Below are 24,415 nucleotides of genomic sequence, written 5' to 3' on the forward strand. Positions count from 1 at the left end.
CTGTTGTGTCGTCGTTCGGTCGTCAGTTGGACTTGGCCGTGATCCACACGGCGAGGCCAACGACCGATCCGAGACCGAAGATCCAGAGGAACAGACCCTCGGCGACGGGGCCGAGGTCACCCAGGGCGAGGCCACCGGGCGAGGGGTTCTTCTCGAGGTACGTCAGGTAGGTGATGATGTCGGCCTTCTGCGACGGCGTGATGTTGCGGTCGTTGAAGACGGGCATGTTCTGGGGGCCGGTCAGCATCGCCTCGTAGATGTGCACGGGGCTGACGCCCTTCAGCGGCGGTGCGTACTTGCCCTCGGTGAGGGCACCGCCCGCACCGGCGACGTTGTGGCACATGGCGCAGTTGACGCGGAAGAGCTCGGCGCCGGCGGCGGCGTCGCCCTTGCCGTTCGTGTACTTCTCGGCCGGCACAGCGGGGCCGGGGGCGAGCGAGGCGATGTAGGCCGCGAGCTGGTCCGTCTGCTCCTGCGTGAACTGCGGGGTCTTCTCTTGCGCCTGCGGGCCGCTCGAGGCCATCGGCATGCGGCCGGTGCCGACCTGGAAGTCGACGGCGGCTGCTCCGACGCCGATGAGGCTCGGGCCCACCGTGGTGCCGACGGCGCTCATGCCGTGGCAGGTGGCGCAGTTCGCCTCGAAGAGCTTCTTGCCGTCGTCGACCTGCTGCTGCGAGGCGGTGGCGGTGTCGGCGGAGGCGGACGAGGTGGAGGTCGCGACGGCGTAGACACCGCCGGTGAGACCGAGGCCGATGGCGATCAGCGCGAGGGTGGCGAGGGGGTGACGGCGGCCGGTCTTGCGCTGGGCGGACTTGCGTCCGCTCGTCGTCGGCTGGTTCAGCTTTGCCATGTGAGGGGGATCTCTCCGAGGTGCTTACTTGAGGACGTAGATGACAAGGAACAGGCCGATCCACACCACGTCGACGAAGTGCCAGTAGTACGACACGACGATCGCGGTGGTCGCCTCCTTGTGGCCGAACTGCTTGACGGCGAACGCGCGGCCGATGGTGAAGAGGAAGGCGATGAGACCGCCGGTCACGTGCATCGCGTGGAAGCCGGTCGTCAGGTAGAAGGCGCTGCCGTAGGCGCTCGAGTTGATCGCAACGCCCTCGTGCACGAGGTTCGCGTACTCGACGATCTGGCCGCAGACGAAGACCGCGCCCATCGCGTAGGTCAGCGTGAACCACTCGACCATGCCCCACTTGGCGACATTGAAGAAGCCGCCCGTCTTGCGCGCCTGCAGACGCTCGGCCGCGAAGACCCCCGCCTGGCAGGTGAACGAGCTCAGCACGAGGATGATCGTGTTGCCCGTTGCCCACGGGATGTTGAGGTGCGGGGTGGAGATCGCCCACAGGTCCGGACCGGTGGAGCGCAGGGTGAAGTAGATCGCGAAAAGTCCCGCGAAGAACATCACCTCGCTGCCCAGCCACACGATCGTGCCGACGGCGACGACGTTCGGTCGAGAGACGACAGGAGCCGCCTGTGGGGTAATGGAGGTGCTCGTCACAAACCCCATTATGTCCGAATCCCGAAGGGGTCGCCGCCCGTTAGGATTCTCGGCATGGCGGATTCCCTCACGTGGCCTGCGATCATCGGCGCGCTGCTCGAGGGGGAGGATCTGAGCATCACCGAGGCCACGTGGGCCATGGACCAGATCATGTTGGGTGCTGCAACGGATGCCCAGATCGCCGGCTTCCTCGTCGCCCTGCGGGTCAAGGGCGAGACGGTCGATGAGATCGTCGGATTCCGCGACGCGATCCTCGAGCACGCGCAGCCCCTCGCGCTCGACCCCATGGCACTCGACATCGTCGGCACGGGCGGGGATCGCTTCCGCACCGTGAACATCTCGACGATGGCGGCGATCGTGTGTGCCGCTGCAGGCATCCCGGTCATCAAGCACGGGAATCGGGCGGTGTCGTCCGCCTCCGGCGCCTCCGACGTGCTCGCGGCGCTGGGAATCGACCTCTCCCGCTCGCCCGAGGCGGTGGCGGAGACGTTCAACAAGGCCGGCATCACGTTCGCGTGGGCGTCGCTCTTCCACCCCGGCTTCGGCAACGCGGCCAAGACCCGCGGTGACCTCGGTGTGCCGACGGTGTTCAACTTCCTGGGGCCCCTGTGCAACCCGGCTCGGCCCGAGGCATCCGCCGTCGGCGTGTCCAGCCTCGACCGCGTGCCGCTCATCACGGGCGTCTTCCAGACCCGCGGTGCGACGGCCCTCGTGTTCCGCGGCGACGACGGACTCGACGAGCTCTCGACGACGGGCCACAGCCACATCTGGGAGATCAGCAACGGCCTCGTGACCGAGCACGACATCGAGCCGCGCGATCTGGGGCTGCCGCGGGCGTCCATCGCCGACATCACCGGCGGCGACCCGCAGCACAACGCCGACGTGATCCGCCGCTTCCTCGACGGCGAGCGCGGCGCGGTGCGCGACATCGTGCTGCTGAACGCGGCCGCCGGGCTCGCCGCCTACCAGCTGGCCGTCGACTCGGCGCAGGGCGACCGCCCGATCCTGCACCGCTTCCGTGAGAACCTCGAGCTCGCCGCAGAGACCGTCGACTCGGGCGCGGCGGCGGCCAAGCTCGAGGAGTGGGTGGCGGCCGCCCGATGACGGGAGACCTCGCAGGCGGTGCCCGCGTCGGCCTCGTCCTCGTGCCGCACAGCGCGCTCGCGGCCCGCGGCGCGGCAGAGATGGCGGCACAGGTCGCCGGCGAGGTGCGGGTGATCCCCGTCGGGGGAGCGGCCGGCGGCGGCCTCGGCACCGACTATGACAGCGTCGTCGCGGCGCTGAAGGCGGCCGATGCCGGCCCCGGAGTCCTCGTCCTCGCCGACCTCGGCTCGGCGATCATGACCGCCGAGACCGCGATCGAGCAGCTGCCCGAGGCCGACCGCGCGCGGGTCATACTTGCCGACGCGCCCCTGATCGAGGGCGCGGTCGCCGCGGCGGTGGCGGCGCAGACCGGTGCGGGCCTCGCTGCGGTGCGCACGGCGGCCGAGGGGGCGGGGAACAGCCCGCGGCAGGCGGCCGCCGAGCAGGCATCCGCACGCTATGCGCGCACCGTGACGCTCACCAACGCGGACGGCCTGCACGCCCGCCCCGCCGCAGAGTTCGTGAAGCTCGCCGCGACCTTCCCCGCGCGCGTGACGGTGAATGGGCGCGACGCGCGCAGTCTGCTCGCGATCCTGTCGCTCGGGCTCACCACGGGGTCGACGATCGAGATCGCGACGGAAGAGCCCCAGGGGCACGCCGCGGTCGACGCGCTCGTGGCGCTCGTCACGACCGGCTTCGAGAAGGGTGCGTGATGAGCCGCCCTGAGCTGAGCCGCGACACGCAGCTGTGCATCTCGCTCGCCGCGCGGCCGAGCAACCACGGCACGCGGTTCCACAACTGGCTCTACGACGAGCTCGGTCTCGACTTCGTCTACAAGGCGATGACGACGACCGACATCGAGGGGGCCATCGCGGGCGTGCGTGCGCTGGGCATCAGGGGGTGCTCGGTGTCGATGCCGTGGAAAGAGGCCGTGATCCCGCTCGTCGACGAGCTGACGCCCTCGGCGGCGGCGATCCAGTCGGTGAACACGATCGTGAACGACGTGGTCGACGGCAGGCCGGTGCTGACCGCGTACAACACCGACTACCTCGCGATCGAGCAGCTGATCGCCGCGCACGGGCTGTCGCGCGATGAGCGGGTGCTGCTGCGCGGCAGCGGCGGCATGGCGCGCGCGGTCGCCGCAGCGTTCCGCGATGCGGGCTTCGCCGGCACGATCGCTGCGCGCAACCCGCTTTCCGGGCAGGGTCTCGCCGCCGAACTCGGCTGGGACTGGGCCGAGTCAGCCGACGGACTCGGCGCGCCGATCATCGTGAACGTCACGCCGATCGGTATGGCGGGCGGGCCGGATGCCGATGCGCTGGCGTTCTCGCAGGAGCAGGTGGCTCAGGCATCCGTCGTGTTCGATGTCGTCGCGATGCCGGTCGAGACGCCGCTCATCCGCGCGGCACGTGCCGCCGGGAAGCACGTCGTGACCGGCGGCGAGGTGATCGCGCTGCAGGCTGCGGGGCAGTTCGAGCTGTACACCGGCGTCGCGCCGACCCGCGAGCAGGTCGAGCGGGCAGAGGAGTTCGCGTCGCGGCCGTAGTCGCGGGCGCGCCGGCTTCGGAATCAACGAGGGTTCAACGAGAGGGGATCGCAATGGGGCGAGCCAGACTGGGCGTGGTGCTCGGGTACGCGCAGGACTTCCTGCAGACGGCGGCCGAGGTGCCGGACTACGAGGCTGCGGGCGCGGAGCTGTTCAGCGTGAGCGAGACGTACTCGTTCGACGCGATCAGCCAGCTCGGGTATCTCGCGGCGATCACGAAGACGGCGACGCTCGCGACCGACATCATTCCAATCTACACGCGCACGCCTGCGCTGCTTGCGATGACCGCGGCGGGCCTCGACGCGCTCTCCGGCGGCCGCTTCGAGCTCGGGCTCGGGTCGAGCGGCGCGCAGGTGATCGAGGGCTTCCACGGCGTGCCGTTCGACGCGCCGCTCGGCCGCACGCGCGAGATCATCGAGATCTGCCGGCAGGTCTGGCGGCGCGAGCCGCTCGCCCACTCCGGGCGCTATTACGAGCTGCCGCTGCCGGTGTCTGCGCCCGGTGCCGTCGGGGCCGGAAAGGCGCTGCGCATCATCAACCACCCGGTGCGGCCGGCCGTGCCGGTGCACATCGCGGCGCTGTCGCCGAAGTCGGTCGCGCAGGCGGCCGAGATCGCGGACGGTTGGACGCCGATCTTCTTTCACCCGGAGCGGGCGGGGGATGTCTGGGGCGAAGCTCTCGCCGCAGGGAAGGCGAAGCGCGCGCCCGAACTCGGGCCGCTCGACGTGCTCGTTCCGGTGCCGCTGTACACGGGGGAGTTCACCGAGTACGCCCTGATGGAGGTGCGGAAGCAGATCGCGCTGTATGTCGGCGGCATGGGCGCCCGCGGGCGCAATTTCTACTTCGACCTGGCGGTGCGCTACGGCTACGAGAGCGAGGCGGCCGAGATCCAGCGGCTGTTCCTCGCGGGCGAGAAGGACGACGCGGCGTTCGCGGTGCCCGAGGAGCTGGCGCGCGCGATCTCGCTCATCGGCTCGCGCGACGAGATCGCGGAGCGGGTCGAGGCGCTGATCAGTGCCGGCGCGACCACGCTGCTCGTGCAGCCGGCCGACCGCACCCACGACGAGCGCGTCGAGGCGATCGGCACGCTGCGCGCGATCCTCGACGAGGGCTGAGCGCGGCTTTCGCATGGAATCTCCCAACACACACGCTGGGGAGGATGATTGCGCGAAATCGTCCTCCCTTCCGTGCGTCTTGGGCGGCGGCGAAACTGGGGCCATGACCGAAGCCCCTCTGCGAGCCGGCCGCAACGATGAGGTCCGGGCGTGCGTCGACCTCTGGACGCGAGCATGCGCGGCGCGAGACGGCACGGCGGTCGCTGGAGTCGCGGAGCGGGCTCGCGCGAAGTTCGATCGCCGCGTGGCCTGGGTGGTGGCCGGGGCGCCCGGCGAACTGCAGGGATTCGCGTTAGCAACGGCGCCCGGTTCCGGCGCTTCCATCGATCCGCCTGAGGCGGCGGTGCTGGGGCTGCTCGCGGTCGATCCGCGGGCTCAGGCGAATGGCCTTGGCCGGCGCCTGCTGTACGAGATCGACGGAGTGCTCTCCGAAGCCGGATACCGGCAGGCGGTCCTGCATGTCCTGACGGAGAACCTCGCGGCGGTCCGGCTCTACGAGAGCGCCGGGTGGCGGCCCGTTGGCCCTGCGTTCGAGCATTCGCTGCTGCGGCGCCCCTTCCAGAGCTACGTCCTCGATCTCTGAACCGGACGCCCCGCCGTGCTCGCGCGCAGAGCTCGATCTTTCAGTCCACGGCTGGCCCCTCCTACCTGGGCGACTTCTCGAGTTCACGCTAGGAGGGACCGACAACATTGAAGCGGGTGGCTACTTCACCGCGTAGCAGCTCTCGAGCTCGCTCAGCGAGTAGAAGTAGCTGCCCTTGGCGATGGGCGTGCAGCCTGCCTTGAACGCGGTCTGCTTCTCGTTGTAGAGCATTCGCACGAGGTAGGTGTTGCCCTTCTTGAAGAGATCCCACTGGATATTGGCGCCCATCGGGGCGACCTGAGCACCGCGGAACGCACTGTCGCCATAGGTGAACTCGGTGCCGACGGGCAGCTGCTTCGTGCTGCCGGGAAGGCCCAGCAGCGACGCGAGCGGGAAGATCTCTTCAGCATGGGTGAAGCGCAGCTCGGCCGCCAGCCGGCTGGTGCCGTTCGCCTTCGCGTCGAGGGAGGCGAACATGTCGTCGAGCAGCACGTCGGCCATCTTGTAGGTGACGTCGGAGCCCGAGAATGCGGGCCCGTTCTCATAGAACGACGTCACGTCGTCGAGGTAGCCGAACCACGATGCCTCGTCGGTCGAGATGTACTTCCCGAAGTTCCAGTGGCCCTCATCGGGCAGGTCCGCCGTGACCTGCCACAGCGAGTACACGGCGTCGGCCGCGTCGATCTCGTCGCCGAAACTCGCGAAGTCGCCCGCGGCGATCTGGTCGACGAACGCCGGCGTGAAGCTGCGCAGCAGCACCTCGCGCGCGAGCCGGTGCGTCTTCGGCTGATCGCGCACCGCCGCCTCAGCGTCGGCCACCGGCGCGGTCTTGAGGTACGCCTGGTACGCCAGGCTGTCAGGGTCGGTCTTGGACTTGTGGAAGTAGAGCAGGTCGTCGTCGGTGCGCGTCGCGCCCGTGACGGCGGCGAGCTTCGGATTGATCGACTCGAGTCCCTTCACGAAGTCGTTCGCGCTGTCGACGGTGCGCTGCTGGCTCGCGGCCACGACGTCGATCTTCTGCGTGTTCGAGGATGCCGCCGCGGCGAACAGGCCGGGAAGGCGCTGCTCCATGCGGCGCGCCGTGCCTTCGAGGTCGTCGACGCCGCTCTGAGTGAGCAGTCCGTAGCCGACCTTGGCGTTGGCGGCCAGCAGCGTCATGATGTCGGGTCCAAGTGACTTTCCGGTGCGGGTGAGGGCGCCCTGCGCCTGCGCCGACTGCCAGAGTGCGAGCAGCGCGTCGCCGTCGTCGCTGTCGGAGAGCGTGCGCTCACCGTGGCGCGAGACGTTCTCCGTGAACACGGGGGTGAAGCCGGCCGGGGCCTTCTGGTACGAGCGCGGGTTGCCGAGTGGCTCGTATGGTGCCTTGGTGGTCAGCGCCTCTCGCGTGGCGGCGGCATGGGGGCTCGGCGCGTGGCGCAGTGACGATGCGTCAGCCGGCGCGCCGAGCGCGACGACGAGCGCGGTGGCGGCAGTCAGAGTGAGCGGCAGATAGAGCCGGTTCTTCTTCACGGTTCTCGCTTCCTTGCGGGGTCGGGGAGATCCGCAGTGTCCCGTGAACGGGTGACGTGAAGGTGAACGCGGGGCGGGTCTTGCGCAGGCATCCGATTAATGCAACTCTGCAGTTGCACTTACTGATCGAAAGGTCGACGACATGACTGAGCAGCAGTTGGCGGATGCCATCAGGCAGAGCATCGAGATCGCGGCGCCGATCGACGTCGTCTGGCGACTCGTGAGCGAGCCCGGGTGGTGGATCAACGACGGCGAGATCCAAGAGCACCAGGTCACCACGACGACCGAGGCCGACGGCGCGGTGGTCGCCGAAGTGCACGGTCATGGGGCCGGCGTCTGGCGGCTCATCGTCGTCGAGCTGCGCGAGCCCGACTACGCGGCATTCCGCTGGGCACCGCACGCCGCGGGCGACCTGGACGCGCGGAACCCGACGGGCTCCACCCTCGTCGAATTCACGCTGCGCGAGGCATCCGGCCAGGTCATCGTCGAGGTCGTCGAGAGCGGGTTCGCGGCGCTCGCGATTCCGCCGGAGAAGATCATCGACAACTACGCAGACAACACCGCGGGCTGGGCCGAAGAGCTCGCGCTGCTGCGCACGATGGCGACCACATGACCGCCGCTGCGCAGACGCGCGAGCTGGCCGTGATGGCCGCACTCGTCGAGCCGTCGAAGCGCGCGATCATGCAGCAGCTGACGGCCGGCCCGGCGAGCGCATCGCGGCTCGCCGAGCGGATGCCCTTGACCAGGCAGGCGCTCGTCAAGCACCTGGCCGCGCTCGAAGGCGCTGGGCTGGTCGTGCGCACGCGGCGAGGGCGCGAGCACGTGTTCGCGGCGCAGCCTGAGGCGCTGATCGGCACCGCGCGGTGGCTCGAGTCGTTGGCGAAGTCGTGGCAGGGGCAGCTCGAGGCCCTGAAGCGCGCGGCCGAGGCTCAGGTGCGCTGAGCCGGTGTTTCGCTGCGCGGAAGCGGGCCGCTACGCAGAGCTTGAGCACGAGATCGTCCGTGAGAGCGACCCATCTCTGCGTATCGACTCAACGCGAAGGGTCGGCGAGCGGCACCGTCGCGACGACCGCGCGATGGCGCGCGTCGCCGTGCGGGCGCATGTCGACGACGGCGAGTTGGGTGAGGGTGACGGATGCCCCCGGCTCCAGCGCCCCGCCGGTCTGCACCGTCACGTGCGGCCGGTAGCTGCGGGGCCCGACGTGCGTCAGCTTCACTCCGCGTGCGAGGAACCGGTCGACAGCGGCGAGCACGTCGACGTGCAGCGCCTCGAACTCGGGCGTCAGCTCGATCGTCGTGACAGGAACGTCGCGGCGGCGCCCGAACTTCGCCCTGCCCTCGCCGCGGGCGACGAGCGCCGCGTGGCCCGCTGCGGCCGAGCGGATCGCATCCAAGACGGCGCCTGCGGGGGCATCCGTCTCAAATGGTGGAACCAGCGTGACGTGCGCGGGCCAGTTGTCGCGTCGGAAGCCGGCGCCGACCTGCAGAGGTACGAGCGGCAGCACCACGACGAAGAAGCGCATCTCACACCGGGCTGAGCGGGAAGTGCGGCTCGGCGGGCAGCTCGACGTCGATGGCGTCGCCCGGCCGCACGCTGCCTGACCGCGACACGATTCCCATGACGCCGGCCAGGCGGACGACCTCGCCGTCGTCGTCGGTGAAGACGAGCCGCTTCATCAGTCCATCCTGGAAGTCGTTGATCTGCTGGCACGGGTTGCGCAGTCCGGTCACGGTGACCACCGCGTCGCCGATCGTGAGCCGAGTGCCGACCGGCAGCTCGAGCAGCGGGACGCCGCGCGTCGTCACGTTCTCGCCGAGCTGGCCGGGTTCGACGTGGTGTCCCGCGGCGGCGAGCTCGTCGAACAGCTCGGCGTGCATCAGATGCACCTGCCGCAGATTCGGCTGCGAGGGGTCCCGGCGCACCCGCGAGCGGTGCTTCACGGTGACGCCGTAGTGCGCGTCGCCGACGACTCCGCGGCCTTCGTGAAGTTCGATCTCGGTCACGTCGGGCTTCGAGAAGGAATGCTGCGGGCTGACATGCACCGCGACGACCCGTGCGCTTTCGCTCATGACTCGAATCTAGAGCGCGAGCGCCTGCGTGGGCACGTCGCGCTCCGGCACCGTCCTAGGCTGAACCGGTGAGCGGAGAGAAGCTGATCAGGGTGAGCGCCGTCGTACTGTGCGACGCGGCCGGCCGTGTGCTGACCGTGCGAAAGCGCGGCACCTCGCGCTTCATGCTGCCGGGCGGCAAGCCGGAGGCCGGCGAGTCCGCGGCAGAGACGGCGCTGCGCGAAGCCCGCGAGGAGCTCGGTGTCGCTCTCGACCCGGCGCAGCTCGAACTGCTCGGCGTGTTCCACTCCGCAGCGGCGAACGAGCCGGACCACCGGCTCGAGAGCACGGTGTTCACGCATCCGCCCGTCAAGATCACGGGCCCAGCCGCCGAGATCGCCGAGCTGCGCTGGCTCGACCCCCGCGGCGAGCTGCCGAACGATCTCGCGCCGATGCTGCAGTTCAACGTGCTTCCGGCGCTGGCGGCGACAGCGGGCGCCGCCTAACCCAGACCGGCTGCCCGGGCCAGGTCGACGACGACGTCGACGAGTTCCCGCGGCGTCGACTCGGGAGTGATGAGCGGCTCGGCGACGACGTCGGCGCCGGCGCCGCCCACGAGATCGAGGAAATAGCCCGGCGCGAGCAGGTAGGGCGCAACGATGACGGATGCCTGCGGCCGCGCCGCCCGCGCCGCGGCGACCGCCTCGGCGACGGTCGGGGCCGCCGCCGACAGGAATCCGACTTCGACGGGCGCGCTCAGGCGCGCCGCGAGCAGCTCGCCGGTGCGCAGGCAGTCGTCGACGGCCCGCGCGTCTGACGAGCCGGCGGCGGCGAGAACGACGGATGCCTCACCGTCGTAGCCCGCTTCACTCAGCCGCCGGGCCAGCACCTCGACCAGCCGCCGGTCGGGGCCGAGCGCACCGGTGACCTGCGTCGGCACGGGCGACGCGTCGGCGGCCTCGGCGAGGTCGACGTAGACGTGGTAGCCGGCCGACAGCAGCAGCGGAACGATCACCGCCCGGTTCTCGGCGGGCACCGCGGCCAGCGCGGCGGGCACCGACGGCTGCTCGACATCGACGTGGCAGCGCACCACCTGGACGGGAAGCGCGTCGCCCACGAGCTCGACCAGACGGCGTACTGCCGCCTGCCCCGCCGGGGAGGAGGTGCCGTGCGAGGCGGCGAGGACGGTGACAGGCATCCCTCGAAGACTATTGGCTCGATTTTTCTGGTGCGCTCCGTGTAACGCATTCGGGGGGTGCGGCAATGCACCCTCATGACGGTCGCTTTGGCCGCCGTAGGGGGAAACCGAAGAAGGGCATCCGACCATGCACCGACCCGGTAAGTACATAGCTCTCTCAGCAGGCGTCGTTGTCGTCGCAGGCGGTGGTGTCGCTGCAGCTCTCGCCGCAAACGCGAACACGCCGAGAGCGCTGGTCTCTACGGCGGCCGAGGCGCCCGCAGCGCCCATCGACGCGGCGCTCGACTCGCCGACCCCCGTTCCGACGGTGACGCCGACGGCGGCGCCGAGCGCCGCGCCGAAGAAGGCGCCCGCGAAGGCGCACCCCTCAGACCCGGCACCCAGCACCGCGCCGACCCGCGGGCTGGGTGCCCTCAACACCGTCACCGTGCTCGAGTCTGGGGTGCTACCGCCCGCGTTCGCGGCGACAGCCGCGTCGGTGCCGGCGACGCCGGCATCCCCGGCGCCTTCGCCCGCGGTGTCGCCCAGGCGCTCGGTCTCGGTGCCCGTGAAATCGCCGTGCCCCGACCCGGCCCCTGTGAAAGCAGCGGCCCCCGCGCCGCGGCCTTCAGTGCGCCAGGCGCCCCAGCACCGCGCGCCGTCGCCCACTGAGCATCGCTCCGGGTTCCGCGATTCGCGAGGTGGCGGTGGCCACAGCGGCCGCCACCACTGACGCTCACATGTTCCGGCCGGTGCTGCAGGTCGCGCCGGCCGGAACTGCACTTGATCTTTGGCCCCCCTTTCGGGGGACAATAGCCAACGATGCGACGGGCAGACGGGGGAGACGAGCTGTCGGGGCTGGTGGGCCGAGCGCAAGCCGGTGATCCAGCCGCGGTGAGCGATGTCATCCGCCAGGTGCGCGGCCGCATCTTCCGATACGCAATGGCGCGCATCGGAACCAGAGAGGAAGCAGAAGACGTGACGCAGGAGACATGCGTGGCGCTCGCCGACGCCCTGCCGCGGTTCGACGGCGACGCGGGGCGGTTCACCTCTTTCGTCTTCGGCATCGCGTCGAACAAGGTGCTGATGTCCCAGCGTGCGCGCGGGCGGCGTCCGGAGGTGCCCGTCGCGGACATCCCCGAAGCGACCTCGGTTTCACCGGGCCCGCTCGAGCGCGCCGAGCGCGAGGACGAGCTGCGCGGCCTGCTCGCGAGGCTCGAGTCGCTGCCAGACCGCCACCGCGACGTCCTGCTGCTGCGCGTGGTCGGTGAGCTGAGCGCCGAAGAGGTCGGCGAGGCGCTCGGGACGAGCGCGGCGAACGTGCGCGTGATCCAGCACCGGGCCCTGTCGACCCTGCGTGCCGAAATCTCGGAAAGTGACGACGCGACCGACAATGCGACCGACGACTCGGCGAAGGGGGAGTGATGGCTCAGAACGACGACGATCTCTCGCAGATCGAAGCTGACGACGCGCTGCTCTCTGCGGTCGCCGAGGGGCGCGACGAGCATGGCGTGACGGATGACCCCGCAGCGGCTCTCCTCGCTGACATCGTTCGCACGGTCGACGCGCTCAGCCCGAACAACGCACCCAACGAGTCCCCGGGCGGCAGCGGGCGGCGCGGCCGTCGGCGCGGGGGGCTGTGGGGCATTTCGCTCGGTGTGTCGATCGTCGTCGCGGCGGGCGGCGGCCTGAGCGCGGCGGCCACCGATCGCCTGCCTGAGCCCATGCAGCGCTTCGCGGTGGAAGTCGGCCAGGCGGCGCCGCCAGCCGCGGCCGAGCAGGTGGTCGTCACCCCGACCGAGATCTGGCCGCAGAGCGCCGCGGATGCCTCAGGCGACGGCCTGCCGTATCGCTACCTGCAGCCGGGCGACGCCTCGTGGCAGGACCCGCAGAGCAGCAGCTGGTGGCAGGGCGCGCAGGCCGAACCGGGCGTAGCCGGCGCCGATCGGCACTCCGGCGCCGACGCTTTCACCTACGGTGCGCCGATGCCTTCCGGGGATCGGCCGTCGACGTGGGGCGACTCGTCGGGCTCGTGGTCCGGTGGCTACGGCACAGGCTCCGGCTGGGGCGGCGACCCCGTCGGCTACCCGTACGCACAGACCTCCCCGTACACGTCGCCGTACTCGTCCTCGTACCCGCAGCCGATGGGGTACTCCGAGCCGACGCCCACGAAATCCGCGTCGCCACAGCCCTCGGGGTCCGCTACTCCGACGCCACCGCGGGAGACGAGCGGGCCGACCTCATCGCCGGCACCGTCACGCGGAAGCGGCTCGCCCGGCAGCGCGTCGTCGCCGTCGCCGAGGTCGTCCTCCCACGGGCAGGCGTCTGGCAGCAAGAATCCCTCGCCCTCCTCGCATGCGTCACCGCACGCGACCTCATCCGCGCAGCAGGGCAAACGCACGTACGGGTACGAGACGCCGCGCAGCAGCCACTGACGCCGGCCGCGCCCCGCCCGGCGCGGACGCCCCGGTGCGCGCCGGAACGTACGATCGAGGGGTGGGCGGTGAACTGGCGCGGATTCTCGGCGCGCTGGTCAGCCTGGTTCTGCTCGGGCTGACCTTCGGCTTCAGCCCGCCGCTCTACGGGGTGACGCTGCACCTGCTCGCCCGCGGCGGCAGCCCGCGCCGCTCCATCATCTTCCTGACCCTCGGCATGGCCCTGAGCGCGACCGTGCTGCTGCTCGCCTTCCGGACCTTCGACCCGACGACCATTGCGCACCAGTTGCAGGGGCAGGTCGCGCGGCTGCTCGTGCAGTCGGTGGTCGACTTCGTCGCCGGCGCGCTGCTCATCATCGGGGGACTGGTGTGGGGCTGGTACGCGCGTCGACCGCCCCGAGTGCCCGCGACGCCGCGCGTGCACACCCGTGACGATCACCCGCAGGCCATGATCGGCGTCGGATTCGCCAACACGGCGATCGGGTTCGTGCCGCCCGTCACGATGTACGTCACCGGCCGCGTCATCGCGGGCGCGACCGAGCACCTCACGCTGCAGCTCGCGGGCTACGCGTGGTTCCTGTTCTTCGTCGTCGCGCCCTATCTGGCGGCGGGCTATGTGTGGCGGCGGATGCCTCGACTGTCGGTGCGGATGAGGCTGGCGTACTCCCGCGTGATGGCGCGCGATCTGCGGCCGCTCGTGACCTGGGCGCTCATCATCGGCGGCTTCGTGTTCATCGCGCTGGGGGCGACGACGGCGCTCTTCCACCTCGGCTGATCGTCGGGGCCCCGGCCGGTCAGCTCTGGCCGATGCGTTCCGCGACCACCCGCGTCGTCGCCGCCGGGTCGAGGCGGTGGCCGACCGACTCAGGCACCTCGACGAACTCGGCGTGGGGCAGCAGCCCGGCGAGGCGCTCGGCCGAGGCACGCAGGAACGGGATCGTCTCGACACCCGAGATCACGGTGGTCGGTGCGTCGACGGCGGTCATCGCGGCGGTCGGCGTCGAGACGTCGCGGGTGAGCCACGCGTCGTACACGGTCGACTGCGCGAGCGGGACGAGCGCGTCGAACATCGGGCTGGCTTTGATCTGCTCGACGACGGATGCCGGCAGGCCGACACCCTCGAGTTGGAAGGTCGTCACGGCGTCGCCGGGGCGCCCCTCGTCGACGAGAGCCTGCAGCCGGTCGGGCAGATCGGCGGCGGGCTCGCCCTCGCCGAAATGGAACGGCGGCTCGGAGAGGAACAGGTGCTCTGCGGGCACCCCGAGCGAGGCCGCGAACAGCGCCAGCACCGCTCCCGACGAATGCCCGAGCACCGCCGCGCTTCCACCCGCGGCGTCGATCACCGCAGCGAGGTCGTCGGCCTCGCGGTCGGGGGAGTACGGGCGGGTGTCGCCGCTGCCGGCGCGCGCCCGCCTGTCATAGGTCACGGCGAGGAATCCCGCCCGCGCCAGCTCGGCGGCGAGTTCGCCGCCGTCTCTTCCCGTCGAGAACGCGCCGTTCACGATGACGATCGGCCTGCCCTCGCCGACCCTCTCATACGCGATCGAGGTGCCGTCGGCCGAGTTCGCGAGTGCCATGGCGGGATCATGCCACCCTGTAACTCGTGACGGAACTGCTCATCGTGATGGTCGCCGCGTTCGTGGCGATCGCCGGTGCGAGCGTGTTCGGCCCGAGGCTCGGCATCGCCGCCCCGCTAGTGCTGGTCGCGGTCGGCGTCGCGGCGAGCTTCCTGCCCGCCTTCGCGCACGTGCACCTCGAGCCGGAGCTGATCCTCGCGGGGGTTCTGCCGCCCCTGCTGTATTCGACGGCGGTGTCGATGCCCGCCATGAACTTCCGGCGAGAGTTCGGCGCCATCAGCGGGCTGTCGGTCGTGCTCGTCGTCGCCAGCGCGCTCGTGCTCGGCGCGTTCTTCGCCCTCGTCGTGCCCGGAGTCGGGTTCGCCTGGGGCGTCGCGCTGGGTGCGATCGTGAGCCCGACGGATGCCGTCGCGACCTCGATCATCAAGAGAACGCCGGTCTCGAAGCGGGTCGTCGCGCTACTCGACGGCGAGAGCCTGCTGAACGACGCGACCGCCCTCGTGCTGCTGCGCACCGCGATCGTCGCGGTGGCGGCGAGCTTCTCGTTCTGGGGCGCCGTCGGCAGCTTCGCATTCGCGGTGGCCGTCGCGACGGTCATCGGCTGGGTGGTCGGCTGGCTGGGACTCATCGTGCGGAAGCACGTGAGGCAGCCGGCGGTCAGCACGCTGATCTCGTTCACGGTGCCCTTCCTCGCCTCGGTGCCGGCCGAGCTGCTCGGTGCCTCGGGGCTTGTCGCCGCCGTCGTCGCGGGCCTGCTGACGGGCATCCGCGCCCCTCGCGATCTGTCGCCTCAGATCCGGCTCTCCGACTCGCAGAACTGGCGCACCGTCGAGCTGGTGCTCGAGGGTGTCGTGTTCCTCACCATGGGCATCCAGATCAAGCAGATCGTCGAGGGTGTCGAGAGAGATCACGCCGGCGTGCTGCTTGCCGTCGTGCTCGCGGCGGCAGCGCTCGGAGTGACGCTGCTCGTGCGCGCGGCCTATGTGGCGCCCCTGCTGCTGGTGCTCGGCAGGCGCACGCATCGTGGCAGGCGCTCGCAGGAGCAACTGCTCAGCATGCAGCACAAGTTCAGTACTGAAACCGGCCGTCTCGCGGTGATCGAAGAGGCGAGCAAGCGCGGCCGCCCTGCGTCGCCACGCCGACTCGACATGGTGGCGCGGCGTGTCACGCAGATGCTCGCCGACATCGACTACTTCCGCCGTCAGCCGCTCGGCTGGCGCGAGGGCGGCATCGTCGTGTGGGCGGGCATGCGCGGTGCGGTCACCGTCGCCGCGGCGCAGACGCTGCCCGAGTCCACGCCGCAGCGCTCGGTGCTCGTGCTCATCGCGTTCACGGTCGCGGCGCTCTCGCTGCTGATCCAGGGCGGCACGGTGGGCTGGCTGCTGAAGCTGCTTGCGCCGAAGGTCGACGAGGCGGCAGTGGCTGAGCAGGCCGCTGCCGAGCGGAAGAACATCTTCGAGATCCTGCGCTCGAGCGCGCAGTCGGTGCCCGACCTGCCGGCGCTCGAGGGGGAGCCGACGCCCGAGCGGTTCGATGAAGCGCGGCGCCACCGGCTCGCGGTGATCTCGGCGCAGCGCGCGGCGTTGCTGGATGCCCGCGACAACGGCACGTTCGACGCAGACATCCTCGAGAGCGCCCTGCTCAACCTCGACGCGTCCGAGATCGCGATCGAGCTGCGCGGGACACTCGCGGGCACGCCGCCCGAAGGGGACTGAGGCTGCGACGACGGCTAGCGGCCCGCGGCGAGCGCCGTCAGTGCGTCGCCGGTGACGCGCTGCACGGTCCATTCCTCCATGCCGACGGCGCCGATCGAGCGGTAGAAGGCGATCGACGGCGCATTCCAGTCGAGCACCGACCACTCGAAACGGCCGTAGCCGCGGGCGACGGCGATCTGCGCCAGCCGCTGCAGCAGCGCTCGGCCGAAGCCGTTGCGGCGCTCGGACTCCTTCACGAACAGGTCCTCGAGGTAGATGCCGTTCGTGCCGTTCCACGTCGAGTAGTTGAGGAACCAGATGGCGATGGCGACGATGTCGCCGCCCTTCTCGACGACGTGGGCGAAGACCGACGGCGACTCGCCGAACAGCGTCGCGGCGAGTGCCTCAGGGGTGTTCGTGACAGCATCCGGCTCGCGCTCGTAGTCGGCGAGCGCCTGGATGCACGCGAGGATGCCGGTCTCGTCGCCGGGCCGCGCGCGGCGCAGCACCGCATCGCCGAGCTGAACGGGAGAGTCGTTGTCGGGGTTCGTCACCAGGCGAGCGTATCCGGGCGCGAATGCGCGTTCGCGCGCCGGGTCGACGCGCCCAGTCAGCGCTTGCGCGTCGGCCGCACCGACAGCGTCTCGACCGTGCCGCGCTCGGGCAGGTCGACGACGAGGCGCACGGCCGCCGCGACATCCTCCGGGGCGAGGAAGTAATCGGTGTCGTACTCCTCGCCGAGTTTGGCGGTGAGTGCGCGCTGCATGTCCGAGTCGGTGCGACCGGGGTGCACGCTCGAGACGCGCACGCCGTTCGGGCGCTCCTCTTCGCGCAGTGCGTCGGCGAAGGCGCGCAGCGCGAACTTCGACGCCGCATACACGCCACCGCCCGGCCCACTGTTGAACCCGGAGCCGCTGTTGACGGCGACGACGATGCCGCGCGAGGCGCGCAGGGCGGGCAGCGCCAGGCGGGTGAGCTCCGCGACGGCGAACACGTTGGTCGCGAACACGCGCTCCCACGTCGCACGGTCGGTGTCGGCGATGCGGTTGCCCTCTTCCACGCCGGCGGAGTGCACCAGCACGTCGAGCCGGCGGGGGAGTGGCGGCAGGCTGCCGCTCGCGAGATCGGCGATGTAGCCCTCCGCAGACGGCAGCGCCATCACTGTCTCAGCGACGCGCTGCACGTCGCGGCCGCCCACGAGAATGTGGTGCGTGCGCCCGAGCTCCTCGGCGATGGCGCGGCCGATGCCGCGGGTCGCGCCCGTGATGAGGGCGATGGGCAGTTGATCGGATGCCTGGTTGTCGCTCACCCGTCGAGGTTACTTCTCGTGCCAGCGCCCGGCCGCTTCCGGTTGCGCTGCTCAGATCCTCTGCACGCTGCTCGGCTCCAGACAGCTCCGAGCGGAACCGAGCACCGCGAAGAATAGGGAAGCATAGGTGTCACCGAACGAAAGAGGAATCGCATGAGCCAGAAGATCGCACTCGTCACCGGCGCGGGGCGCCCCGGCGGCCTCGGCATGGCGACGGCACGCGGGCTCGCGCAGCACGGGTTCCACGTCATCGTCACCTCGCGCAGCGACGAGCAGTCCGTCGAGCAGGTGCGGATTCTGGAAGCCGAGGGGCTGAGCGCGGAGGGCTACCGCCTCGACCTCGGCGACCCGGCAGAGTTCGGGCGCGTCGCCGAGCGGATCCGCGCGGCGCACGGGCACCTCGACGTGCTGGTCAACAATGCGAGCGTCTTTCCCGACATGAACACCGGCTCCGCGCTCGACGTGTCGATCGAGCACGTGCAGGCCGCGTTCGACGTCGATGTGATCGGCCCGTGGCTGCTGACGGTCGCGCTGCGCCCGCTGCTCGAGGCGGCGCCCGCCGCGCGGGTCGTGAACCTGTCGAGCGGCGCGTATCAGCAGATCACATATCTGGACCAGAACCCGGGCGACGTCGGCGCGCCGGCGTACTCCGTGGCGAAGCACACGCTGAACGTCGTCACGAAGATTCTCGCGGCCGCCTTCCGCGACACGGATGTCCTCGTCAACGCCGTCGACCCCGGCCGGGTCGACACGCACCCCGAGCTCGGAACCGATGAAGAGGATGTCCCGCCCGCAGAGGCCGCGCGGTGGATCGTCGACGCCGCGACGCTTCCCGCCGGATCCCCATCCGGCGCGATCTTCGCCAACGGCGAGCGGGTCGGCTGAGCGGGACGACCACTCACAGAGCGAGGTCGTCGTCGGTGGTGAGCTCCACCGACGCCCAGACGTCGAAAGGCAGCTCGTGGAGCCTGTCGACGATCGCGCGGCGCACGTGGTCTTCTGCGTCCACGTTCCAGCGGTCGTGCGGGACGACGAAGTCGACCTCGACATACAGGCGTCGGCCGAGCTTGGTCGAGCGGACCAGGGGAGTGGGCAGACCGAACGCCGTGCGCGCCTCGTCCACGACCCGTTCGATGCGGGCGAGCACATCGGGTGGCGGCGCGCCTTCGAGCAGCTCATGCAAGCCCGCGCGGACGAGCTGCACCGGCATGGCGGCCACGATGGCGACGGCGATCAGCACGAGAGCCGGGTCGATGAAGACGCCCAGGCTCCGGAACGCAGTGCGCTCGAGCGCGAGGCCCGCGGCGCCGCCCACCGTCACGACCAGGCTGAGGACCGTGCCGGCGCGCCAGCCCACGATCTCTGCGCGCGCGAGGTCGGACCTGCGCGCGAGCTGCCGCAGGGCGAGCACCAGCAGCGCCGAATAGACCGCGGACAGCAGGCCGTACGCGAGCAGCACGGTCTGCGACGCCCGAGAGCCGCCGGCGACGATGGTCTGAACGGCCGTGACGGCGGCATACAGCAGCGTTCCCCCCAGCGCCGCGCCCTGGATCAGTACAGCGATCGGCACCGCGGCCTGTTTCCCGAATGGGAACCGGCGCGAGGGCGCGGAAGCTGCCGCGCGGGACGCTAACAGCGACGCGGCTGAGAGGGCGATGCCGGCAAGGGTGTAGACGCCGTCGAAGACGAGCGCGCCCGCGTCGGCGATGAGGCCCCACACGACGGCGGCGGCGCCGAGCACCCCGGCGCCGAGCAGTGAGGCGGTCAAGACGCGGCGTTCGGCGCGGATGTCCGCCGCGGTGTCTTCACGGCCCATCGCCGTCAAGCGTGGCCGAACGGCAGACGGACTACAACCGGGCCGCAGGGGCGCCGTAGCGCAGTCCGTCGAGCAGCAGTTCGACCATGCGCCCGGCGCGTGCAGTGTCGGAACTGCCGGGCAGCGGCACCGACAGGTTGGCGACGGCGCCGATCAGCTCGATCGCGTCGACGCCGCCGCGCATGACACGCGCGTCTGCGGCCGCGTCGAGCAGACGTTGCAGCGCGGGGGCTGCGTTGCTCTCGAAGTACTCCCGCAGCCCGCTGTATGCGGGGTCGCCCGAGTGCAGGGCCGCCCCGAGCCCGTGCTTGGTGGCCACGAACTCGGTGTAGCGCTGCACCCACTGCCTGATCGCCTCGTCGGGCTCCTGCGTCTGCGCAAGCTGGTCGGCCAGGGCTGTGATGTCGTCGATCTCACGTCGGAACACCGCGACGATCAGGTCGGAGCGAAGGGGGAAGTGGCGGTAGAGAGTCGCGGTGCCGACACCGGCCCTGGCCGCGATCGCGCGCACGCCGACATCGACTCCGTGCGTGGTGAACTCCTCCTTCGCCGCGGCGAGGAGGGCGTCGACATTGCGCTGTGCGTCGGCGCGAGGCATCCGCAATTCTCCCAGGTTCGTTGATAAACGGGACACTGTCCCATATATTGGGACGTATCGGAACGTTGTTCCGTTTTCCATCGTCTCACGGCATTCGAACGGATGCCAGTAGGGGAGTAGCCATGCAATACCGCACCCTCGGCCGCACGGGAATCAAGGTCAGCCCGTACGCGCTCGGAGCCATGATGCTCGGGTCGCTCGGCAACCCGGACCGGAGAGAGGGCATCCGGATCATCCATCGTGCGCTCGACGCAGGAATCAACTTCATCGACACCGCCGACCGCTACGGCGACTCCGAGGAGGTCGTGGGGGAGGCGCTCAAGGGGCGCCGCGACGCCGTCGTGCTCGCCACGAAGTTCTGGGGAGCCGTCGACGACGACCTCAACCACCGCGGTGCCTCACGCCGGTGGATCGTGCAGGCCGTGGAGCGCTCGCTGCGTCGCCTGCAGACCGACCACATCGATCTGTATCAGCTGCATCGCCCTGACCCCGAGACCGACATCGACGAGACGCTCTCTGCGCTCACGGACCTCGTGCGGCAGGGGAAGGTGAGGGCGATCGGCTCGTCGTCGATGCGCGGCTCCGAGATCGTCGAGGCGCAGTGGGTCGCCGAGCGCCGCGGCTTCGAGCGCTTCCGCACTGAGCAGCCGAACTATTCGATCCTCGATCGCGAGATCGAGCGTGAGATCCTGCCGGTCGCACAGCGCTACGGCATGGGAACCCTGGTGTACAGCCCGCTCGCCGGCGGCACGCTGACGGGCCGGTATCGGGCGGGGCAGCAGAACGACAACTTCCGGTCGGCGCGCACCGGGATGCGGCACTTCCGCGACGAGCGTCGTCTGGCCGCGGTCGAGCAGCTCGTCGCGCTGTCGGACGAGGTGGGCATCAAGCTGACGCACCTTGCGATGGCATTCGTCATCGCGCACCCGGGCGTGACCTCGGCGATCGCCGGGCCCCGCACGATGGAGCAGCTCGAGGACACGCTGGCCGGCGTCGACGTCGCGCTCTCTGACGAGATCCTCGACCGCATCGACGCGATCGTGCCGCCGGGGGAGAGTGTCGGCGCGATGGACATGGTCTATCGCGGGCCGGAGGTTGGTGACTCAGGCATGCGCCGGCGCCGGGTGGCCGAGCGTGCGGCCGTCCCGGCCTCGCAGAGCCCCGCGCCAACGGTCGAAGGCCAGGCGGCGCCCATGACGCCGCCGACGAAATAGCGTGTCGTGGTCGTCGGGCGCAGGCAGGGGAGTGCAGCGCGGTACGCGGCCACGGCGCGGCCTATCGCGATGAGACGAGCGCCCCGGTCTCGTCGAACCTCAGCCAGTGGCCCTGGGAGACGACCTCGGGCTCGACGGCCGCGTCGGTGACGAGCAGCGCGCTCGCATCATCGAGGAACCAGACGGGCGCTTTGAGGCGAGCGGCGGATTCGGCGGCCCACTCATCCGTCGCCCACGGGAAGAATGACGCGCCGAGATGTGGCATGAGCACCCAGTCGAGGAGCGGAAGGGCGGGGCCCACTGCCGAGAGCCCCAGCATGTTGATCTCGTCGCGCGCGGCCTCGAAGGTGTCGACCACGTCGTTGTGCCGGCGCGAGAAGATCATCGAGCCGGCGCTCCAGCCGACATAGACCTTCGCGTCGAGCAGCTCGCACAGCAGGCGAGCCAGGCCGGTCGACGTCCATGCGTGGGGTTCCGAATCGATTACTTGACATAACTGGCATTATCGGAAACTGGCGATCCGGGTTCGTGACGATGGCCGCCGGTCGCCATTCGACGAGAGGATCCGTCAACCCTGCGTTGGCTGCGTCCACGCCGACGGGCTGTGCCTGACGCCTCACCGTCGCGGCTCGAGTCGGTGAGCGGCCGCCGCCGCGCCGATACGCGAGAAACAAGCCTGCGACGTTTCGCAAGTCGTGTCTGTTTGCCGACCGATATGCGTTCGTCTAGATTCGGGCTGGAAGAAAGCAGAGGTCACTTCTATGTGGCAACGACGAGCACACCGCGCCGGTCTCGCAGCGACGGCACTTCTGCTGGCGGCGGGATCGTCGCTCACGGCGTGCACGGGCACGCACGCAAGCGCGCACGCTGCTCCTCCGGCAAGAACATCGAGCCCGAGTGCGTCAGCCAGCGCAGATGCCGCGCCGCAGTTTCCGGTGGCCGACCCGGGGGCAAAGGTCGACGCGGCTTCACAGCACAAAGCGGACGGCTGGCTGGCCGGGGCTGTCGTCCCGCCCGGCGCAGCGAAGTCCGGCACCCAACCCGCGGGCGTCGCCGACGGCGCCGGCACTGAGATGTGGTGCGCGCCGATGGCGGATGCCGTCGGGTACTGGACGCTTCCCCACATGTCGGCCGACGACACGATGGCCTGGCTGGAGTCGCACCCGAGCGCGGGCATGAAGGTCTATGCCGCCACTGGCAACGTGCGAGTGGGCGACGAGACCAACGTCGGCGGATTCGTCGTGGACGAGCCGTCGCTGTTGTCGCTGGAAGCCCTGATTTTCACTGTCACGCCGATCGGCTCCGGTTCAGGTATCCGCGCAGACGCGTTCACGAAGGCCGCCGACTCGGTCTGCGCCACCGCACCGCCGGGAACCGAGCTCGGGATCGGCGGCTGACGCGCTCAGTTCGCGGCATCTCCGGTCCGGACCAGGAGTAGTTGCGGGTGCTGCGGGTCGTCGTTGTCGATCACGATGCTCGCTCGAGCCCGCGGATTCTGCTCCGTGAGGTAGATGTCGCAGGCCGCCATGTAGCGCCGCTCGTAGGCGTCGCGCGCTGCGTCGTCGCCGCCCAGGCGTTCCGAGTCGCGCCGCACGCCGCGTTCGACAGCACGTCGCCTTGGCACGTCGAGGAAGATCACCTCGTCCCAGCAGGCACGCAGTTCGTCGCGTTGCAGGAACGTCTCATCGAAGACGACGATCGCGTTCCTGGGCGCAACAGCGAATCTCGGCTCGACTTCGTCGGTCGCCAGGTCGTGAACATGCGCGGCGTACCGCAGGTCGCCGCCAGGGCCGAGCGGCTCGAGCGTCAGCCGTCGCAGAGAGGCGAAGTCGAACGCGTCCTCGTAGTAGCCGCGAGCCGAGTCTCTCCCCCTCTGGTAGCGAATCTTCCTCACGTTATGGAAGCCGTCCGGGTCGAGGTGGATGACCGGGCGTTCGGTTTTGGCGAGCCGTGCGGCGAGCTCGGCCGCGAAGGTCGTCTTCCCGGCTCCGCAGACGCCGTCGACACCGACTCGCAGCGGATGCCCCGGATCTCGTGCGGCGAGCGCTGTGGCGACCTGATCCAGCAACTCCGCTCGTTCCACGCCGCTCCCCTGCCTTGCGAGCCGGTTCCTGCCTTGCGAACCGGTGGAATGACGCTATCGGTACCTTTGCTGCATGACCCACCGCGTCCAGATCCTCGCCTTCGACGGCATGGAAGTGCTCGACTACGCCGGCCCGTACGAGGTGTTCAACGTCGCGGGCGAGCTGACGACGCCGAGCGCGTTCTCGGTGGCATCCGTCGGGGTCACGGCGCGCCCAGTCGGTCGCGGCGGCTTCGCGGTCATCCCCGACTTCACGCTCCAGGACGCGCCCGCCGCCGACATCCTCGTCATCCCCGGCGGCCGCGGGTCGCGCGCGCTGCAACGCGATGAGCGCGTGCTCACCTGGGTTCGCGAGCGGGCCGGGGATGCCTCGCTGCTGCTCACCGTGTGCACGGGTGCGCTCATCGCCGGCTCTGCGGGGCTGCTCGACGGACTCGAGGCGACCACGCACCACGGTGCGTTCGACGAGCTTCAGGCCGCATCGCCCACGACCACGATTCTGCGAGGCCGCCGCTTCGTGCGCTCGTCCGATCGCATCCGCACCTCGGCCGGCGTGTCCGCCGGGACCGACCTTGCGCTGGCGATCGTCGGCGAGCTCGCGGGCGACGATGCCCGCGCCGCGGTCGAGGATGAGATGGAGTGGATGTGGCCTGACCGCGGCTGACCCGTGCCACTCCCCCGTGATCCCGCTAGGTTCGCCGCATGGCATCTCGTTTCTCTGAACTCGTGATCAAGTGCGAGGACCCGCAGCGACTGGCGGAGTTCTGGGCCGAGGTTCTCGGCTTCACCGTGATCGACAGCGGGGAGGGCTACGCCGAAGTCGGGCCCGCCGAAGGCTTCGGCGGCCTGCAGCCGACGCTGTTCTTCGTCGTGAGCACCGATCCGCGACCCGAGCGGCTGCGGCTGCACATCGACCTGAACCCGACCGACCGTGATCAGGACGCAGAGCTGGAACGACTGCTGAGCATCGGCGCCCGGCCGGCGGATGTGGGCCAGACCGGCGAGGAATCCTGGCACGTCCTGCAGGATCCTGAGGGCAATGAGTTCTGCCTGCTCAAGCCACGGGTCGCGAGCTGAGAACCGTCAGCACTCCCCCAGTTCATCTGCCCGAAACCGGATGC

Annotated in this window: 31 protein-coding genes; 18 read left to right on the top strand and 13 right to left on the bottom strand. The window is 70.2% G+C overall.

Going from position 1 to position 24,415, the window contains the following annotated elements; all coding sequences use genetic code 11:
* Positions 1 to 22 precede the first annotated feature (22 nt).
* Together qcrC and ctaE are read right to left on the bottom strand one after the other, a co-directional pair.
* Positions 23 to 850: a cytochrome bc1 complex diheme cytochrome c subunit gene (gene qcrC / locus ABD736_RS01030; RefSeq protein WP_344789883.1), complete on the bottom strand. Its 828-nt coding sequence runs from the start codon at positions 848 to 850 to the stop codon at positions 23 to 25.
* A gap of 24 nt (positions 851 to 874) precedes the next feature.
* Positions 875 to 1,516, bottom strand: coding sequence for an aa3-type cytochrome oxidase subunit III (gene ctaE, locus ABD736_RS01035; RefSeq protein WP_344789884.1), 642 nt, complete (start codon positions 1,514 to 1,516; stop codon positions 875 to 877).
* Between the two features lie 45 nt (positions 1,517 to 1,561).
* Here ctaE and trpD point away from each other — a divergent pair, with 45 nt between their 5' ends.
* The 5 genes from trpD (at position 1,562) to ABD736_RS01060 (ending at position 5,834) form a co-directional block, all read left to right on the top strand.
* Positions 1,562 to 2,611 carry an anthranilate phosphoribosyltransferase gene (trpD, locus tag ABD736_RS01040; protein WP_344789885.1) on the top strand — a complete coding sequence of 350 codons (1,050 nt, stop codon included), beginning with the start codon at positions 1,562 to 1,564 and terminating at the stop codon, positions 2,609 to 2,611.
* Positions 2,608 to 3,303 carry a dihydroxyacetone kinase phosphoryl donor subunit DhaM gene (gene dhaM, locus ABD736_RS01045; RefSeq protein WP_344789886.1) on the top strand — a complete coding sequence of 232 codons (696 nt, stop codon included), beginning with the start codon at positions 2,608 to 2,610 and terminating at the stop codon, positions 3,301 to 3,303. The genes trpD and dhaM overlap by 4 nt, the downstream gene beginning before the upstream one ends.
* Positions 3,303 to 4,136, top strand: a complete 834-nt coding sequence (locus tag ABD736_RS01050; RefSeq protein WP_344789887.1) for a shikimate 5-dehydrogenase — start codon at positions 3,303 to 3,305, stop codon at positions 4,134 to 4,136. Before dhaM ends, ABD736_RS01050 begins: the two co-directional genes overlap by 1 nt.
* 53 nt (positions 4,137 to 4,189) lie before the next feature.
* Positions 4,190 to 5,251: an LLM class F420-dependent oxidoreductase gene (locus ABD736_RS01055; protein WP_344789888.1), complete on the top strand. Its 1,062-nt coding sequence runs from the start codon at positions 4,190 to 4,192 to the stop codon at positions 5,249 to 5,251.
* Between the two features lie 103 nt (positions 5,252 to 5,354).
* A complete protein-coding gene (locus ABD736_RS01060) occupies positions 5,355 to 5,834 on the top strand; it encodes a GNAT family N-acetyltransferase (protein WP_344789889.1) in 480 nt (159 codons plus the stop codon).
* Between the two features lie 120 nt (positions 5,835 to 5,954).
* Here the strand turns inward: ABD736_RS01060 and ABD736_RS01065 are convergent, their stop codons facing one another.
* Positions 5,955 to 7,343 carry a histidine-type phosphatase gene (locus ABD736_RS01065; RefSeq protein WP_344789890.1) on the bottom strand — a complete coding sequence of 463 codons (1,389 nt, stop codon included), beginning with the start codon at positions 7,341 to 7,343 and terminating at the stop codon, positions 5,955 to 5,957.
* 142 nt (positions 7,344 to 7,485) lie between these two features.
* Here ABD736_RS01065 and ABD736_RS01070 point away from each other — a divergent pair, with 142 nt between their 5' ends.
* Together ABD736_RS01070 and ABD736_RS01075 are read left to right on the top strand one after the other, a co-directional pair.
* Positions 7,486 to 7,956, top strand: coding sequence for an SRPBCC domain-containing protein (locus ABD736_RS01070; RefSeq protein ID WP_344789891.1), 471 nt, complete (start codon positions 7,486 to 7,488; stop codon positions 7,954 to 7,956).
* Entirely contained in the window at positions 7,953 to 8,285 is a 333-nt protein-coding gene (locus ABD736_RS01075) for an ArsR/SmtB family transcription factor (RefSeq protein WP_344789892.1), read from the top strand. Before ABD736_RS01070 ends, ABD736_RS01075 begins: the two co-directional genes overlap by 4 nt.
* Before the next feature lie 88 nt (positions 8,286 to 8,373).
* On the opposite strand, the gene ABD736_RS01080 is transcribed toward ABD736_RS01075, so the two are convergent.
* A complete protein-coding gene (locus ABD736_RS01080) occupies positions 8,374 to 8,865 on the bottom strand; it encodes a 2'-5' RNA ligase family protein (protein ID WP_344789893.1) in 492 nt (163 codons plus the stop codon).
* A 1-nt stretch (position 8,866) separates the two neighbouring features.
* Positions 8,867 to 9,412 (bottom strand): MOSC domain-containing protein, encoded by a 546-nt coding sequence (locus tag ABD736_RS01085; protein WP_344789894.1) that lies wholly within the window; start codon positions 9,410 to 9,412, stop codon positions 8,867 to 8,869.
* A gap of 68 nt (positions 9,413 to 9,480) precedes the next feature.
* Between ABD736_RS01085 and ABD736_RS01090 the strand changes: the two genes are divergently transcribed.
* The gene (locus ABD736_RS01090; RefSeq protein WP_344789895.1) at positions 9,481 to 9,897 is read left to right on the top strand and encodes an NUDIX hydrolase; all 417 of its coding nucleotides are present in this window, start codon (positions 9,481 to 9,483) and stop codon (positions 9,895 to 9,897) included.
* Here ABD736_RS01090 and ABD736_RS01095 read toward each other — a convergent pair.
* Positions 9,894 to 10,589 (bottom strand): sirohydrochlorin chelatase, encoded by a 696-nt coding sequence (locus ABD736_RS01095; RefSeq protein ID WP_344789896.1) that lies wholly within the window; start codon positions 10,587 to 10,589, stop codon positions 9,894 to 9,896. The two genes, ABD736_RS01090 and ABD736_RS01095, sit on opposite strands and share 4 nt — an antisense overlap.
* Positions 10,590 to 10,716: 127 nt before the next feature.
* Between ABD736_RS01095 and ABD736_RS01100 the strand changes: the two genes are divergently transcribed.
* The 4 genes from ABD736_RS01100 to ABD736_RS01115 all read left to right on the top strand — a co-directional run bounded on the left by ABD736_RS01100 (position 10,717) and on the right by ABD736_RS01115 (position 13,778).
* Positions 10,717 to 11,301 (top strand): hypothetical protein, encoded by a 585-nt coding sequence (locus ABD736_RS01100; RefSeq protein WP_344789897.1) that lies wholly within the window; start codon positions 10,717 to 10,719, stop codon positions 11,299 to 11,301.
* 89 nt (positions 11,302 to 11,390) lie between these two features.
* The gene (locus ABD736_RS01105) at positions 11,391 to 11,993 is read left to right on the top strand and encodes a sigma-70 family RNA polymerase sigma factor (protein ID WP_344789898.1); all 603 of its coding nucleotides are present in this window, start codon (positions 11,391 to 11,393) and stop codon (positions 11,991 to 11,993) included.
* Positions 11,993 to 13,003 (top strand): hypothetical protein, encoded by a 1,011-nt coding sequence (locus tag ABD736_RS01110; protein WP_344789899.1) that lies wholly within the window; start codon positions 11,993 to 11,995, stop codon positions 13,001 to 13,003. Before ABD736_RS01105 ends, ABD736_RS01110 begins: the two co-directional genes overlap by 1 nt.
* 61 nt (positions 13,004 to 13,064) lie before the next feature.
* Positions 13,065 to 13,778: a sulfite exporter TauE/SafE family protein gene (locus ABD736_RS01115; protein ID WP_344789900.1), complete on the top strand. Its 714-nt coding sequence runs from the start codon at positions 13,065 to 13,067 to the stop codon at positions 13,776 to 13,778.
* 19 nt (positions 13,779 to 13,797) lie between these two features.
* Here ABD736_RS01115 and ABD736_RS01120 read toward each other — a convergent pair whose 3' ends face one another.
* A complete protein-coding gene (locus ABD736_RS01120) occupies positions 13,798 to 14,580 on the bottom strand; it encodes an alpha/beta fold hydrolase (RefSeq protein ID WP_344789901.1) in 783 nt (260 codons plus the stop codon).
* Between the two features lie 26 nt (positions 14,581 to 14,606).
* Between ABD736_RS01120 and ABD736_RS01125 the strand changes: the two genes are divergently transcribed.
* On the top strand, positions 14,607 to 16,295 hold the full coding sequence (locus ABD736_RS01125; protein ID WP_344789902.1) for a cation:proton antiporter: 1,689 nt from the start codon (positions 14,607 to 14,609) through the stop codon (positions 16,293 to 16,295).
* Between the two features lie 14 nt (positions 16,296 to 16,309).
* Here ABD736_RS01125 and ABD736_RS01130 read toward each other — a convergent pair whose 3' ends face one another.
* On the bottom strand, positions 16,310 to 16,828 hold the full coding sequence (locus tag ABD736_RS01130) for a GNAT family N-acetyltransferase (protein ID WP_344789903.1): 519 nt from the start codon (positions 16,826 to 16,828) through the stop codon (positions 16,310 to 16,312).
* Between the two features lie 56 nt (positions 16,829 to 16,884).
* Positions 16,885 to 17,583, bottom strand: coding sequence for an SDR family oxidoreductase (locus ABD736_RS01135; protein WP_344789904.1), 699 nt, complete (start codon positions 17,581 to 17,583; stop codon positions 16,885 to 16,887).
* Between the two features lie 153 nt (positions 17,584 to 17,736).
* Between ABD736_RS01135 and ABD736_RS01140 the strand changes: the two genes are divergently transcribed.
* Positions 17,737 to 18,468 (top strand): SDR family NAD(P)-dependent oxidoreductase, encoded by a 732-nt coding sequence (locus tag ABD736_RS01140; protein ID WP_344789905.1) that lies wholly within the window; start codon positions 17,737 to 17,739, stop codon positions 18,466 to 18,468.
* 13 nt (positions 18,469 to 18,481) lie between these two features.
* Here ABD736_RS01140 and ABD736_RS01145 read toward each other — a convergent pair whose 3' ends face one another.
* Positions 18,482 to 19,399: a cation efflux transmembrane domain-containing protein gene (locus tag ABD736_RS01145; protein WP_344789906.1), complete on the bottom strand. Its 918-nt coding sequence runs from the start codon at positions 19,397 to 19,399 to the stop codon at positions 18,482 to 18,484.
* 31 nt (positions 19,400 to 19,430) lie between these two features.
* On the bottom strand, positions 19,431 to 19,997 hold the full coding sequence (locus ABD736_RS01150; protein ID WP_344789907.1) for a TetR/AcrR family transcriptional regulator: 567 nt from the start codon (positions 19,995 to 19,997) through the stop codon (positions 19,431 to 19,433).
* 122 nt (positions 19,998 to 20,119) lie between these two features.
* Between ABD736_RS01150 and ABD736_RS01155 the strand changes: the two genes are divergently transcribed.
* A complete protein-coding gene (locus ABD736_RS01155) occupies positions 20,120 to 21,211 on the top strand; it encodes an aldo/keto reductase (protein WP_344789908.1) in 1,092 nt (363 codons plus the stop codon).
* A gap of 61 nt (positions 21,212 to 21,272) precedes the next feature.
* Here the strand turns inward: ABD736_RS01155 and ABD736_RS01160 are convergent, their stop codons facing one another.
* Positions 21,273 to 21,695, bottom strand: coding sequence for a Type 1 glutamine amidotransferase-like domain-containing protein (locus tag ABD736_RS01160; RefSeq protein ID WP_344792182.1), 423 nt, complete (start codon positions 21,693 to 21,695; stop codon positions 21,273 to 21,275).
* Positions 21,696 to 22,146: 451 nt separating this feature from the next.
* Here ABD736_RS01160 and ABD736_RS01165 point away from each other — a divergent pair, with 451 nt between their 5' ends.
* Positions 22,147 to 22,608, top strand: coding sequence for a hypothetical protein (locus tag ABD736_RS01165; RefSeq protein WP_344789909.1), 462 nt, complete (start codon positions 22,147 to 22,149; stop codon positions 22,606 to 22,608).
* A 5-nt stretch (positions 22,609 to 22,613) separates the two neighbouring features.
* Here ABD736_RS01165 and ABD736_RS01170 read toward each other — a convergent pair whose 3' ends face one another.
* The gene (locus ABD736_RS01170; RefSeq protein ID WP_344789910.1) at positions 22,614 to 23,294 is read right to left on the bottom strand and encodes a nucleoside/nucleotide kinase family protein; all 681 of its coding nucleotides are present in this window, start codon (positions 23,292 to 23,294) and stop codon (positions 22,614 to 22,616) included.
* Positions 23,295 to 23,367: 73 nt separating this feature from the next.
* Here ABD736_RS01170 and ABD736_RS01175 point away from each other — a divergent pair, with 73 nt between their 5' ends.
* Both ABD736_RS01175 and ABD736_RS01180 read left to right on the top strand, forming a co-directional pair.
* Entirely contained in the window at positions 23,368 to 23,958 is a 591-nt protein-coding gene (locus tag ABD736_RS01175; RefSeq protein WP_344789911.1) for a DJ-1/PfpI family protein, read from the top strand.
* A 38-nt stretch (positions 23,959 to 23,996) separates the two neighbouring features.
* Positions 23,997 to 24,371 carry a VOC family protein gene (locus ABD736_RS01180; protein ID WP_344789912.1) on the top strand — a complete coding sequence of 125 codons (375 nt, stop codon included), beginning with the start codon at positions 23,997 to 23,999 and terminating at the stop codon, positions 24,369 to 24,371.
* Positions 24,372 to 24,415 lie beyond the last annotated feature (44 nt).

The organism is Gryllotalpicola daejeonensis (assembly GCF_039538145.1).
In the GTDB taxonomy this organism is placed as follows: domain Bacteria; phylum Actinomycetota; class Actinomycetes; order Actinomycetales; family Microbacteriaceae; genus Gryllotalpicola; species Gryllotalpicola daejeonensis.

Bases quoted from the DNA above. Each gene is read 5' to 3' on its own strand.
- qcrC (WP_344789883.1), bottom strand. From the start codon at position 850: ATGGCAAAGCTGAACCAGCCGACGACGAGCGGACGCAAGTCCGCCCAG.
- ctaE (WP_344789884.1), bottom strand. From the start codon at position 1,516: ATGGGGTTTGTGACGAGCACCTCCATTACCCCACAGGCGGCTCCTGTC.
- trpD (WP_344789885.1), top strand. From the start codon at position 1,562: ATGGCGGATTCCCTCACGTGGCCTGCGATCATCGGCGCGCTGCTCGAG.
- dhaM (WP_344789886.1), top strand. From the start codon at position 2,608: ATGACGGGAGACCTCGCAGGCGGTGCCCGCGTCGGCCTCGTCCTCGTG.
- ABD736_RS01050 (WP_344789887.1), top strand. From the start codon at position 3,303: ATGAGCCGCCCTGAGCTGAGCCGCGACACGCAGCTGTGCATCTCGCTC.
- ABD736_RS01055 (WP_344789888.1), top strand. From the start codon at position 4,190: ATGGGGCGAGCCAGACTGGGCGTGGTGCTCGGGTACGCGCAGGACTTC.
- ABD736_RS01060 (WP_344789889.1), top strand. From the start codon at position 5,355: ATGACCGAAGCCCCTCTGCGAGCCGGCCGCAACGATGAGGTCCGGGCG.
- ABD736_RS01070 (WP_344789891.1), top strand. From the start codon at position 7,486: ATGACTGAGCAGCAGTTGGCGGATGCCATCAGGCAGAGCATCGAGATC.
- ABD736_RS01075 (WP_344789892.1), top strand. From the start codon at position 7,953: ATGACCGCCGCTGCGCAGACGCGCGAGCTGGCCGTGATGGCCGCACTC.
- ABD736_RS01080 (WP_344789893.1), bottom strand. From the start codon at position 8,865: ATGCGCTTCTTCGTCGTGGTGCTGCCGCTCGTACCTCTGCAGGTCGGC.
- ABD736_RS01085 (WP_344789894.1), bottom strand. From the start codon at position 9,412: ATGAGCGAAAGCGCACGGGTCGTCGCGGTGCATGTCAGCCCGCAGCAT.
- ABD736_RS01095 (WP_344789896.1), bottom strand. From the start codon at position 10,589: ATGCCTGTCACCGTCCTCGCCGCCTCGCACGGCACCTCCTCCCCGGCG.
- ABD736_RS01100 (WP_344789897.1), top strand. From the start codon at position 10,717: ATGCACCGACCCGGTAAGTACATAGCTCTCTCAGCAGGCGTCGTTGTC.
- ABD736_RS01105 (WP_344789898.1), top strand. From the start codon at position 11,391: ATGCGACGGGCAGACGGGGGAGACGAGCTGTCGGGGCTGGTGGGCCGA.
- ABD736_RS01110 (WP_344789899.1), top strand. From the start codon at position 11,993: ATGGCTCAGAACGACGACGATCTCTCGCAGATCGAAGCTGACGACGCG.
- ABD736_RS01120 (WP_344789901.1), bottom strand. From the start codon at position 14,580: ATGGCACTCGCGAACTCGGCCGACGGCACCTCGATCGCGTATGAGAGG.
- ABD736_RS01140 (WP_344789905.1), top strand. From the start codon at position 17,737: ATGAGCCAGAAGATCGCACTCGTCACCGGCGCGGGGCGCCCCGGCGGC.
- ABD736_RS01145 (WP_344789906.1), bottom strand. From the start codon at position 19,399: ATGGGCCGTGAAGACACCGCGGCGGACATCCGCGCCGAACGCCGCGTC.
- ABD736_RS01150 (WP_344789907.1), bottom strand. From the start codon at position 19,997: ATGCCTCGCGCCGACGCACAGCGCAATGTCGACGCCCTCCTCGCCGCG.
- ABD736_RS01155 (WP_344789908.1), top strand. From the start codon at position 20,120: ATGCAATACCGCACCCTCGGCCGCACGGGAATCAAGGTCAGCCCGTAC.
- ABD736_RS01175 (WP_344789911.1), top strand. From the start codon at position 23,368: ATGACCCACCGCGTCCAGATCCTCGCCTTCGACGGCATGGAAGTGCTC.
- ABD736_RS01180 (WP_344789912.1), top strand. From the start codon at position 23,997: ATGGCATCTCGTTTCTCTGAACTCGTGATCAAGTGCGAGGACCCGCAG.